The following is a 13,448-nucleotide window of genomic DNA, read 5'->3' as shown; positions in this document are numbered from 1 at the left end:
ATTTATTATGAAATACATTATTATTGGTCTTGGAAACTACGGTCATGTGCTGGCTGAGGAACTTTCCGCCTTAGGGCACGAGGTGATAGGGGCCGATTTGGACGAAGGACGGGTAGATAGCATAAAAGATAAGATTGCCACCGCCTTTGTAATCGATGCGACGGACGAGCAGTCTCTTTCCGTTTTGCCTCTTAACAGTGTTGATATGGTGATTGTTGCCATTGGTGAGAATTTCGGAGCTTCAATCCGTGTGGTGGCTATGTTGAAGCAAAAGCAGGTGCAACATATTTATGCACGTGCCATCGACGGAGTACACAAAGCAGTGCTTGAAGCATTTGGACTGGAGAAGATACTGACTCCGGAAGAAGATGCCGCCCGAAGTTTGGTGCAGTTGCTGGATTTTGGTACAAAGATGGAAACTTTCCGGATAGATTCGGAATACTATGTAGTCAAATTCAATGTTCCCGAGAAATTTGTAGGCTATTTTGTCAATGAGTTAAATCTGGATGAAGAGTTTCATTTAAAGCTGATAGGACTGAAACGCTCCAATACCATCAAGAATTGCTTGGGCATTTCGTTGGTAGAGCACAAGATAGTGAACGAATTGCCCGAGAATGCCAAGATTCGTCCGGATGACGTATTGGTATGCTACGGTAAATATAATGATTTCCAGAAACTGTGGAAGGCATTGTGATAGACAAATAACGGAAGACGACGAATCATTGATATAAAAATGCGCCATAAATGTTATTGTCTAACATTTAAGGCGCATATAAAAAGAGAGAAAATTATTCTTTCAATGCTTCTTCCAGATTAATACCCAAGGCACAGGCTACTCCTGCACCATAAGCCGGATCAGCTTTGTAGCAGTTGCGCACATGCCGTTGTTTGATAAACAGTTCTGCATCGCCCATAGCACGTGCGGTATTTTCGAACAATAATTGTTGTTCATCCGCAGGCATCAGTCGGAATAAGTCACCCGGTTGGCTATAGTAATCGTCATCGTATTCGCGTTCGTTATAGTTGAATACATCTCCATGAACCTTCAGAGGCGGTTCCTTTTTATCCGGAGAGTCTTGCCATTCACCATAGCTGTTCGGTTCGTAGCCTTTGGCCGAGCCATAATTGCCATCCACTCGCATAGCTCCGTCGCGATGGAATGCGTGGAACGGGCAACGTGGCTTGTTCACCGGAATCTGTTCAGAGTTTACTCCCAGTCGATAGCGTTGTGCATCGCCGTAAGAGAATAGGCGTCCCTGTAACATCTTGTCGGGAGAGAAACCGATACCTTCAACAATGTTCATCGGGTTGAAAGCCGATTGTTCTACTTCTGCGAAATAGTTTTCCGGGTTACGGTTCAGTTCAAGGATACCTACATCCTGTAACGGGAAATCTTTGTGCGACCAAACTTTGGTAAGGTCAAACGGGTTGATGCGATAGTTGTCAGCCTCTTCTTCTGTCATCAGCTGGATCTGGAATTTCCATTTCGGAAAATCACCTCGTTCGATACTTTCGTACAAGTCACGTTGATGTGATTCACGATCTTTGGCTATGATGGCTTCAGCTTCCTGATCAGTCAGGTTCTTGATGCCCTGCATGGTTCTCAAGTGGAATTTAACCCAGATACGTTTGTTCTCAGCATTTAGGAAACTGTAAGTATGACTGCCGAATCCATGCATGTGGCGATAAGAAGCCGGAATACCGCGCGGACTCATTGTAATGGTTACCTGATGGAGGGCTTCAGGCAATAGGGTCCAGAAATCCCAATTGTTATTGGCACTACGCATGTTGGTGTGTGGGTCACGTTTTACTGCATGGTTCAAATCGGGGAATTTCAGAGGATCGCGCAGAAAGAACACAGGGGTATTGTTACCTACCAGATCCCAGTTTCCTTCTTCTGTATAAAACTTCATGGCAAATCCACGGATATCGCGTTCTGCATCGGCGGCTCCGCGTTCTCCTGCTACAGTTGAAAAACGTACGAAACATTCTGTCTGTTTACCTACCTGGCTGAAGATAGCGGCTCGTGTGTACTTGGTGATATCGTGTGTGACGGTAAATGTGCCGTAAGCTCCGGAGCCTTTAGCGTGCATACGGCGTTCGGGGATCACTTCACGATCGAAATGAGCGAGTTTCTCAATCAACCATGGATCTTGTAGCATGATTGGCCCGCGGGGGCCTGCTGTCTGGCTGTTTTGGTTGTCGGCAATAGGACGACCATTAGCTGCTGTAAGTTTTTTCTTTTCCATATAGTTTTGGTTTTTACCGGAAGCAAAGCTTTCAATGATGTGAAGTCTTTTACAGCCCCTCTTCCGTGTTATTACTTGACAAAAGTAGCGCTAAATTGTTTACTCGTCAAATAGATAATTTCAATCCATGGATAGGTGATATCTATTTCTATCAAAGATATCAGTTTTACTTGGATTTGCAATGTTTCGTGGGGAAAAATATAAGATGTAAGTGATTCTATTTTTTCCAGCCGATTGTTTCCAAAAACCATTGGGTATTAGTCTCGTTCAGTTTTTGCTCCTTGAGCATTTCCGGCATTTGACTATAGTTTCTTTTGAATGCTTCTATCAGTTTGTTAAAACGTTCGGGCGAGTAATTCAGTGCAATGCTGGTCGCTTCGGTCGCTCCCATGGCAGGGGTCAATACGATCCCGGCATCCCGGTATTTGAGAGCAGTAACAGCCTTGCTGAATCGTTTGAATTGTGAAACCATTCCGTCATTTAATTCCGGGATAGAAGTCGGATATTGAATTTCTATCGTGTTTCCCTGGCTGCACGATGTTTCCGGTAGAGTGATCAGTAATGCCAATTCATCACCGATGTATTCATATTCTGCTTTGCTTCCATTCACGGTGATTGCTTCCGGAATGGCGGAACCTAATACTTTTATCTTAAACTGACGGTTAGGCGGCATGTTGCGATAGCTGCCTTTCCGAGGAGCAATCGTTACGGTTAAAAGATTATCTTTTCGTTCACAGGCTATCCGGGTACGGGCATATTCGTCGGCATAATATTTATCATTGCCGTTGTCTTCATAGAAACAGAACGAACCGCTTCCTCCGGGGAATACATTTACGATAATCTCTTCGTTATTGCTGTTCAGATTCTTCACCCGGTTGTAAAGAGGGAGTACGGAGCCCGCTTTTACGTATACCGGATATTCGGTCAGTGTAAACGAGCGCTCTACTGTCTGTCCTCCTTTCAACAAGGTTCCGGTTGTCCATTCAAACCAGTCGTTACCTTCCGGCAGCCACACCTTTACTGTGGAAAGTCCGTTTTGCATGGGAGTAGTGATGGGGGCTACCAAAATCTGGTCGCCAAACATGTATTCGTTTCTGAAATCGTATGCCTCTTTGGCTTCAGGATAATCGTAATACATCGGGCGGCAGATAGAAATACCATTATCGTAAGTCTCCCGGGCCATCGTATATATATAAGGAGCCAATTGGTAGCGGAATAGGATCGAGTTACGTAAGGCTTCGAAATAATCCCCTTTGAAATTCCATAATTCTTTATTCAGGACCGCATCCTTTGTAGAGTGAGTTCGCATCACGGGTGTCAGAGCACCGTATTGCATCCAGCGGGTGAAAAGTTCCGGATCGAGTATTTCTTTTTCACCGCCTTTGAACATGTGCCCACCGATGTCATGGCTCCAGTAACCATACAATACATTGGAGGCGCAGTTAGTAAAGTAAGGTTGGAATTCAAGCGATTTCCATGATATGACAGCATCTCCCGAGAAGCCGATCTGGTAACGGTGATTGCCCAGTCCTCCCCAGCGATGATAGAGCATCGGACGCGTATCACGGTTACGCTCCATATCCGAGAAGAAAACATAATTGATCCACCAGGTATTACTGAGGCTGTCCACTTTCTTGTCATACATCCATTGCTGCCAGTCGAGCCACCAGAAGTCTACTCCTTGTTTTTCCATGGGGCGGAGTACCTTGTTCAGCATACCGTTCATAAAATGTTTGTCCGAAACTACCCAGGGGATAGGTTCGTGTTTAGCCGTATCTATTCCCATCCATTGTGCCATCTCCGGATATTTTTCTTCATAAGGGGCCACACCATCGGCAGGATGTAGATTTAGGGTAATCTTTAAGTCATTGTCTTTCAGATAACCGAGGAATTTGGCAGGATCCGGAAAGAGTCGGTGATTCCATGTCCATCCTGTCCATCCGCCGAACCCCGGTTCGGTATAGTGCCAGTCCATGTCTACCACCAATACATCCAAAGGAATGTTATAAGTGTGGAAGTTGTCCACCAATTGCCGCATCTCCTTGTCCGAATAACTCCAATATCTTGACCACCAATAGCCGAATGCGTACCGGGGTGGTAGAGGAACTTTTCCCGCAAAGGCTGTATAATCTTTCAGGGCAGCTTTGTAGTCGTGTCCATAGGCCATGAAGTACCAGTCTTGTCCGTCTTTATTTTCACGTGTCTCTACCCAGGGCCATTCCGAATCATCAAACAGGAAATTCTTTGAATCGTCAATCAGAGTCCATCCGTCTGTTGAGAGAAGACCGTCTTCCAGCTTCATGTCCTGATGGCTGTATATGTTGTGGTTTCCTTCAAAACCATCCAGTGTGCGGTCCGTCCCTTTCAGGTTTCCCTTTTGCGTTGTACCGGGTGTCCACTCGAAGGGCAACATTCCTTTGGCCGATGTAATCGTTAAATTATCTTTCGTAAAAGGACCTTTCCCTTTTTTATATTTCAATTTCATACGGGCGGTACTTATCACTACCACCGCACTTTTATTTTGTACCGTGTACTCCGGAACCGGTAAGTTACGGTGGATTGCTACAAATGATGGGGCGTCGGTAAACGTACCCGAAGGACTCCATTCCATACGGATAACTCCATCTGTGAGAATGCTAAAACGTACGTTCCCATCACAATAGGCTATTGTGTTCTGAGGAGTTGCGGCCGAGAGTGAAAGGCTGAATAGAACTCCTTGCAATGCCAGTAAAAAATAGACTGCTAAATGTTTCATGTTGTATTTATGTTAGTTTTTCACAAAGATAAGAGTAATATTCATATATTTGTAATAATGAATTTTAAATCTTTTTATATCTTTGCAACCTGTGTAATAATTATCGTTCCTTTAGTTACAACAGATGATAGTATGAAAAAAGACGGTTTCTCACAAATTTATGATGTTTATTTTCCGAAGTTACTGCGTTTTACCCAAACGTATCTGATTTCAGAGGATGAATCGGAGAATATTGTCCAGGAAATCTTTATCTATTTATGGGAACACAGAGATATCATCGAAACACTTCAGAACCTGAATGCCTATCTGTTTACATTGGCAAAAAACCGTTGTATCGACTATTTTCGTAAAGAGATGGTTCGTGATATCCGTAAAGGTTCGCTTTCGGAGATAGAAAACAGGGAACTCCAACTGAAACTATATTCATTGGAAGCATTTGACAACGATCGCCTTTCGGATGCTGACATTGAGGAGATATTGAATAATGCCATCAATCGCTTGCCGGAGCGTTGCCGTGAAATATTTATTATGAGCCGTTTGCAGAATCTCCGCTATAAAGAGATAGCTATACGGCTGAATGTTTCTCCCAATACGGTTGAGAATCAGATTGCCATCGCATTGCGCAAGTTAAAAGAAGAACTGAAAGACTACTTTCCCCTTTTTGTTTTCATTATCTGAAAAAGAATCCCTATTTTTGTCAAGTTATTAGGAATTACTTATTTTATATTCAAAACACAACAATGAAACACTTAGTTATTTGCATCGTCCTGATGGTGGGCGGTGCTTGCTGCTTTGCACAGCAAAAGAAAGTGGCTGCCCATAAGGCCACGAGTGGTAATCCTGTACTCCAGGGGTGGTATGCCGATCCGGAAGGCATTATTTATGATGATACTTATTGGATCTTTCCAACTTGGAGCGACGTTTACGAAAAACAGACTTTCTTTGATTGTTTCTCTTCCAAAGACCTTGTGAACTGGACCAAATATGCTTCGGTTCTGGATACTACAGCCGTTAAATGGGCTAAGAAAGCGATGTGGGCTCCTTCGGTGATTAGTAAAAATGGAAAATATTATTTCTTTTTTGGAGCGAACGATGTTCACGAAGGAGAGATTGGTGGCATTGGCGTGGCAGTCAGCGATCGTCCGGAAGGACCGTACAAAGATTTGCTGGGCAAGCCGTTGATTAATGAGATAGTGAATGGAGCGCAACCGATCGACCAGTTTGTGTACAATGATGACGGGCGTTATTATATGTATTATGGTGGTTGGGGACATTGCAATGTAGTGCAGTTGAACGATGACTTTACAGGATTGGTACCTTTCGAAGACGGTACTATCTATAAAGAAGTGACTCCGGAAAATTATGTCGAAGGACCGTTTATGTTCAAGAAAGACGGCAAATATTATTTTATGTGGAGTGAAGGAGGTTGGGGAAGCCCTGATTACTCTGTAGCTTATGCTATTTCCGATTCTCCGTTCGGTCCTTTTAAACGTGTAGCCAAAATTCTGGAGCAGGATTCTTCAGTGGCAACCAGTGCCGGACATCACTCGGTGTTGCATGCTCCCGGGTCGGATGATTATTATATTGTTTATCATCGTCGTCCGCTGAATGATAATGCGCGCGATCACCGCGCGACTTGCATTGACAAAATGACTTTTGACAAAGACGGATTTATTAAACCTGTGAAGATGACTTTTGAGGGTGTACCTCCACAGAAGATCAAGAAGAAATAAGGAAATCGTTTGGGAGATGTGCCGGAAACAGAATGGCACATGAACAAAGCTGGTTTTGTAAACGGCCGCAGATGCTGACTTTTTCAAACTGTCGATGACATTTGAAATTGCATCTGAGGCCGTTTTATTGTTTGGGGTCAGTAGGGTATCTTCGGGCGAATACGGTGATCGTTAAGAGTGAGAAAGTGCATTAAGAAGTCCATTGTTTGATGGGATGTGCTTTTTTATGAAGTGGTGAAGTCATGACTGAAAAATCTTCTGGTCTGCATGTAAAGTTCATCTTAGCCGCTAAGATGGACATCTTGGCTGCCGAGATTTGCATCTTGGCGGCTAAGATACACATCTTGAGTGCTGAGATGGACAGTATGATATGAAGAATCCCATTTTCTTTAGTATTCTGACGAACTTTGATCAGGGACTTTTGTGTGTTTGATTTTAATCTTGTGATGGGCTTGTTCAGAAGAGGTTTCCGGAGAGGGAGAGGTATAAACCGATGAAAGGCCGGGACAGGGGATTGTGATGTTTTATTCTGGCTGCACGGGTCTGATTGCAAAGAAAAAAAGTTTTTTGAAAAAAAGTTGTTTTTCTTTTAGTGGATTTTAAAGGCTGTTACGCCTTATTAATAGAAACCCTAAAAAATGAATGAACTAATAGATAAATATTTTGCAGGAGAAATGACTGACCGGGAGAAAAAAGACCTTTTCGACCGGATAGAGACGGATGAAACTCTGAAGAAAGAATTTCTCCGGATGCAGAATGTAGTGGCGTTGACCGGAATACTCTCCCGGCAGGACGATCCTGAAGTCAGCCGAAAAGGGAAGCAGCATTTCGCGCAACTCCTGTTTCGTAAAAGATTGAAGCGGACAATTATCGTATCTTTGAAATATGCCGCTGTTTTTGCGGTGTTGATTGCAGGTACTTTCTATGTCACAAAGCAATACTTGTCAGAGGAATTCGGTAAAAACTATACTATGATTACAGCTCCCAAGGGACAGCGGGTAAAAGTGGATTTACCGGATGGAACCGTTGCTTGGCTGAGTCCTTGCAGTAGTCTCCGCCTGTCGGCATCTTTTAATGAGTCGGACCGTAAAGTAGAATTGGATGGTGCTACTTATTTTGATGTGGCAAAGAATCCTGAAAAGCCGTTTGTCGTTTCGGCCAAGGGCTATCGGGTCAGAGTGCTCGGAACTAAATTCAATATATCGGCCTATAAGAATAGTGCTGAATTTGAGACGGACCTTGTAGAAGGCTGTGTTCATATTTATGATCCGGCAGATATAAGGAATGAAGTATTTCTGCAACCCAAAGAGAAGGCGGTGCTGTGGGGAGACCGTCTGATGAAGCGGGAATCGGACTTTGATAATGAAGAATACCTGAAGAACGGAATAGTGAGCTTCCTGTCGGAACCTTTCGGGAGAGTGCTGAACAGCGTCGCTTTATGGAATGACGTAAATTTCAAGATAGAACGTTCGGTCAATGCAACCCAACGCATTTCCGGTAAATTCCGGCAAAGTGATTCTTTGGAGAGCATCTTAAAAGCTTTGCAAGGTGCCATGCCTTTCAAATACAAGATAGTTAGTGAAGAAGAAATTATTATTTATTGATAAATACGGATGATACTCTAACTAAAAACAGATGCCTATGAAATAGAAAAACAGTATGAAGTGAAAAAAAGGAGGAAATGGTCTGGTACACCTTTCCCTCCCGATAAAGTCAACACATTTGGCTGGTCCTAATAAAAAACAACAAAGTATTAACCTTATTACATTGCAAAAGTATGAAAAAAAACTTATTGCTGTTATCTTATGCAATTAAACAACGTGAAATTATTCAAATCTTGCGAATTATGAAATGCACAGTCTTGCTATTATTTCTGCTTATCCTTCAGGCACATGCCGGTGTAAGCTCGCAAAATGCAAGGGTAAACATGTCTCGAAACCAACTTCCGTTAAAGGAGTTTATGGCGGAAATTGAAAGACAGACAGACTATCTGTTTATCTATAGTGATGCAGAAATCAATGCTTCTCGCCAGGTAAGTGTGAAGAAAGGTACTCATAGGGTGGCCGATTTACTGAACGAGGTGCTCTCTAAGAATAATATTTCTTATAATTTCGCAGATAATTATATTTCTCTTCATGTACGCAAAGAGGCTGAAGCACAGTCTTTGGCTGCATCTCCCCAACAGAAAAAGAATACAATTCAAGTATCGGGAACCATCGTAGATACCGCAGGTGAGCCTATAATCGGGGCTAACATCAAATTGAAAGGTGCTCAGGGAACCGGAACGATTACGAACGTGGAGGGTAACTTTAAATTGGAAGTGCCTACCAATGGTGTACTGATCGTTTCCTTTATCGGATACCAACAGCAGGAAGTGCCGGTGAACGGAAAAACCATGCTGAGAATTAAAATGGCGGAAGACGCAGAAGTGCTTGATGAAGTGGTGGTAACAGCTTTGGGTATCAAACGCGAAGAAAAGGCATTGGGTTATGCTGTCCAGAAGGTGGGTGGAAGTAAGTTGTCCACTGTGAAACCTGTTAACATCGCTACTTCACTGACCGGTAAGGTTGCCGGTCTGAACGTAACCAACAGTACGGAGTTCAATACGGCTCCGACCCTCAAACTGCGTGGTGAGACTCCGTTATTGGTTGTGGACGGTGTGCCGTATAGCAATATCTCTCTGAATGATATCGCGGCGGATGACATTGAGTCTGTTGACGTATTGAAAGGAGCTACTGCATCGGCTTTGTATGGTGCCCGCGGAGGTTCGGGAGCTATCATGGTGACTACAAAGAAAGGTAGCCAGGAAGGACTGAATATTTCGGTAAACAGTAGTACGATGTTCAATGCCGGCTATCTGGTGTTGCCGGAAGTGCAACACGGATACAGTACCGGTCAGGGAGGTAAATATACCGCTGCTGACTTTGTTTGGGGTGATAAATTGGATATCGGCCGTACAGCCGTACAGTATGACCCGTATACTTATGAGTGGAAAGAGATGCCGTTGGTTTCGAAAGGTAAAGACAACTTTAAGAACTTCCTGGAAACAGGTTTCATCACCAATAACAATATCAGTATCAGCCAGACCGGTAAATACGGTAGTTTCCGCTCTTCTTTGTCGCATGTTTATAACAAGGGACAATATCCGAACCAGAGATTGAATAAGATTACTTATTCGGTAGGTGGAGACATGAAGTTCGGCAAACTGAGTTTCGAAGGAGGCGCGATCTACAACAAGCGTTTCTATCCCAATGGTGAAGGAGCCGGTTATGGCGGCGGCGGTTACATCTACAACCTGTTGGTATGGACAGGTACCGATTATGATGTGCGCGACTATAAAAACTATTGGAGAAAGAAAGACGAAGAACAGAACTGGATGAATGACGTGTGGTATGATAACCCTTATTATCTGGCGCATGAAATGACTTCATCGAATGATTATGATAAAGTAAATACTTACTTGTCGGGTAAATATGACATCATGCCCTGGCTGAACTTCTCAATGAGAGCCGGTGCCGATGCTTATGCCAGCCGTACGGAAAAGAAAAACGCAATGAGTGCCCGCGGCGGATGGGACAAGAACGGATACTTCTATACATCCAAATCTACCGGATTCAGTTTCAATGGTGATGCCTTGTTATCTGCCAACCACAGTTTTGGCGATTTTGCCATCGATGGTTTTGTCGGAGGTACCATCTATTATTACTATGATGATGCCATATCATCGAATACCCGTAACGGATTGAGCATCCCGGGCTATTATTCGCTGAAAGCATCGGTTGACCCGATTGCTTCTTCAAGTTCATACAAGCAAAAACAGGTGAATTCTATTTACGGAAAATTCTCTGCTTCCTGGAAGAGCACCGTGTTTGTGGATGTTACGGCACGTAATGACTGGTCGTCTACTTTGCCCTCGGAAACACGTTCTTATTTCTATCCGGCTGTATCGGGAAGTATCATCATGTCGCAGTTACTGAAGATGCCCGAATGGCTGAACTTCTGGAAACTGAGAGGTGCCTGGACTGTAACGAAGAGCGACTTGGGTATTTATGATACGAATCAGGCTTACAGTGTAAGCACCAACGTATGGGACGGAATGAATACTGCCGTATATCCGGAAATGATTCGCAGTTCAACCCTTGAACCGACTGCTGCGCGTTCTTACGAAATCGGTACTGCTTTCAATGTATGGAACAACCGTTTGCGCTTTGATATTTCTTATTATAACAAGCTGAAATACAACCTGACACGTGAAGCTACAATCAGTGGATCGTCCGGTTTTACCAAAACATTGGTGAACTATGATGAAGAGCAGGTTCGTCGGGGAGTGGAAGTTTCGTTGACAGCGTCTTTGATCCAATCAAAAGACTGGAATTGGGAAGTGAATGCTAACTGGGCCCGTGACCGTTACTTCTATGCTAAGGTTGACCCGGTGTACTCTACACAGAAACCTTGGGTAGCTGCCGGTAAACGTTGGGACTGGTATGGCATCTATGACTGGGAACGTGACCCTCAGGGAAACATCATTCATGAAAACGGTTATCCCGTACAAAGCAAATACCAGTCGGTAATGGGTAATGAATATCCGGACTGGATCTGGGGTCTCAGCACTACCTTGCGCTATAAAGAATGGACTTTGGGAATCTCGCTGGACGGACGTGTAGGCGGTATGGCTTATTCTCGTACGGAGCAGACCATGTGGAACACTGGTGTACACCCCGATAGTGATAACAAATGGCGTTATGATGAAGTGGTGAACGGCAAAAAGAACTATGTGGGCCAGGGTGTGAAAGTGGTATCGGGTAAGGTTGAATACGACACAACCGGAAAGATTATCAGTGATACGCGTGTGTTTGCACCGAACGATACACAGGTTTCGTATGAAAGCTATATCAAGAACTACAATCCGTGGTCGGGTGGCAAGGTTTACCAGAACGTTCACGACTGTACATTCCTGAAATTGCGTGAGCTTTCATTGTTGTACACAATGCCCAAATCAGTATGTGATAAACTGCATATGAAAGGCGTTACACTCGGTTTGATCGGACAGAACTTATTGATCTGGATGAAAGAGTTTAAGTATGCTGACCCGGATGTGGATTCGGATGACCTGAATTCACCTTCTATGAGATATGTCGGATTTAATGTTAAGTTTGATTTGTAAAAATGGAAATTATGAAACTAATAAATAAAACGTTGCTTTTACTTACAGCAAGTGCCGCTATCCTGGCATCTTGTAACAAGTTTGATGATTTGAATACGAACCCGGATGCCGCAACCAAGGTGACAGCCCCCATGTTGGCGACAAAACTTATCCTGAATATCACACAACAGGGTGCTGCAAAGAATTTTGTATACCACAGTATGCTGAGCAAGCAGATCGCATGGTCGGAGAATGCTTCGGATGAACAGTACAATTTGTTTGGCAGAACCGATTTTGACGGTTATACCATTCTCACAAACTGCCAGAAGATGATTGATGCGGCCAATGATGGAGATAAGGACTCGTATGCTGCTTTGGCTAAATTTATGAAGGCCTATAAGCTGTTCTATAAATCATTGGAAGTAGGCGATATTCCTTACAGTGATGCTTTGAAAGGCGAAGAGGGAGTTCAGAAACCTAAATACGATACACAGAAAGAGGTGATGCGCCAGGTATTGGAAGATTTGGAAGAGGCTTACACTTTATTCTCATCGGGTGATGACTTTGACGGTGACCCTATCTTTGGCGGTGACACTGAAAACTGGAAAAAGACCGTGGTTGCATTCGAACTGAAGGTACTGACCCACTTGTGTAAGAAAGAGGCGGACGCAGACCTGAAAGTGAAAGAACGCTTTGCCCGACTGGCTGCCTCGGGTTCGCTGATGACATCGAATGCAGATAACTTCCAACTGGTATATTCTAATAAGGCCGGACAGCTTTATCCGTTCTACTATACACAAAACAAGCATTCTGACTATCTGATGATGTCGAGCGTGATTATCGATAACCTGAAAAAGTTCAATGACTACCGCATGTTCTATTATGCTTCTCCTTCGAAAGCCCAGACAGACAAAGGGGTGAAAGAGTCCGAGTGGGATGCTTATCTTTCGGTAGATCCTTCGGACAGCTATTCAAATATCTCCGTTCTGTACGGAAAAGGTGAATTCTGCCTGGCTAACCTTCGTTATACCCGTATTCCGGAGGGCGAACCTCTGATGCGCCTGAGCTATGCGGAGCAGAACTTTATATTGGCTGAGGGAGCTGTACGCGGCTGGATTTCGGGAGATGCTTCTACTTATTATAAGAAAGGTATAGAAGCCAGCATGAATTTTATAGCGGACAACACGCCTGATAAGGAAGAGTATACTCATGGACGTACCATTACCCAAGAGTATATACAGGAATACTTGGCACAACCGGTCATCCAGTTATCCGGTGATAAGGAAAAAGACCTGGAGATGATCTTATTGCAACGTTATCTGGCCTCGTTCCTGCAACATCCGTATGATGCTTACTATGACTACCGCCGTACAGGATATCCGGTATTGCCTATCAATCCGAATACGAACCTGAATACAGAAAAGGATAAGATCCCTACAAGATGGATGTATCCGGAGGCTGAATTCAGTTATAATCCGGATAACGCCAACGAAGCTGTTCAGCGTCAGTACAACGGTTCGGACGATGTGAATAAGTTAATGTGGATTCTCCAGTAAATTATTATTCAT

Annotated in this window: 8 protein-coding genes; 6 read left to right on the top strand and 2 right to left on the bottom strand. The window is 43.8% G+C overall.

From position 1 onward, the window contains the following. The first annotated feature begins 7 nt into the window (after positions 1-7). Positions 8-694 carry a TrkA family potassium uptake protein gene (locus QK890_RS06200; RefSeq protein WP_005775954.1) on the top strand — a complete coding sequence of 229 codons (687 nt, stop codon included), beginning with the start codon at positions 8-10 and terminating at the stop codon, positions 692-694. 94 nt (positions 695-788) lie between these two features. Here the strand turns inward: QK890_RS06200 and QK890_RS06195 are convergent, their stop codons facing one another. Next, complete coding sequence (locus QK890_RS06195; RefSeq protein ID WP_005809771.1) at positions 789-2,249, bottom strand: catalase; 1,461 nt, start codon at positions 2,247-2,249, stop codon at positions 789-791. A 217-nt stretch (positions 2,250-2,466) separates the two neighbouring features. Next, positions 2,467-5,004 carry a glycoside hydrolase family 31 protein gene (locus QK890_RS06190; RefSeq protein WP_032540701.1) on the bottom strand — a complete coding sequence of 846 codons (2,538 nt, stop codon included), beginning with the start codon at positions 5,002-5,004 and terminating at the stop codon, positions 2,467-2,469. 132 nt (positions 5,005-5,136) lie between these two features. Between QK890_RS06190 and QK890_RS06185 the strand changes: the two genes are divergently transcribed. The 5 genes from QK890_RS06185 to QK890_RS06165 all read left to right on the top strand — a co-directional run bounded on the left by QK890_RS06185 (position 5,137) and on the right by QK890_RS06165 (position 13,436). After that, positions 5,137-5,682 (top strand): RNA polymerase sigma-70 factor, encoded by a 546-nt coding sequence (locus tag QK890_RS06185; RefSeq protein ID WP_032535532.1) that lies wholly within the window; start codon positions 5,137-5,139, stop codon positions 5,680-5,682. Positions 5,683-5,744: 62 nt separating this feature from the next. Continuing rightward, positions 5,745-6,737, top strand: coding sequence for a glycoside hydrolase family 43 protein (locus QK890_RS06180; RefSeq protein WP_005809764.1), 993 nt, complete (start codon positions 5,745-5,747; stop codon positions 6,735-6,737). 638 nt (positions 6,738-7,375) lie between these two features. Then, the gene (locus QK890_RS06175) at positions 7,376-8,341 is read left to right on the top strand and encodes a FecR family protein (RefSeq protein WP_005809762.1); all 966 of its coding nucleotides are present in this window, start codon (positions 7,376-7,378) and stop codon (positions 8,339-8,341) included. A gap of 173 nt (positions 8,342-8,514) precedes the next feature. Then, entirely contained in the window at positions 8,515-11,901 is a 3,387-nt protein-coding gene (locus QK890_RS06170; protein ID WP_032540700.1) for a SusC/RagA family TonB-linked outer membrane protein, read from the top strand. An 11-nt stretch (positions 11,902-11,912) separates the two neighbouring features. Further along, positions 11,913-13,436 carry a SusD/RagB family nutrient-binding outer membrane lipoprotein gene (locus QK890_RS06165; protein ID WP_005809757.1) on the top strand — a complete coding sequence of 508 codons (1,524 nt, stop codon included), beginning with the start codon at positions 11,913-11,915 and terminating at the stop codon, positions 13,434-13,436. The last annotated feature ends 12 nt before the right edge of the window (positions 13,437-13,448 follow it).

The organism is Bacteroides sp. NGMCC 1.200775, assembly GCF_040798045.1.
Lineage (GTDB): Bacteria > Bacteroidota > Bacteroidia > Bacteroidales > Bacteroidaceae > Bacteroides > Bacteroides hominis.
This window is presented reverse-complemented; position numbering and strand designations above follow the sequence as displayed.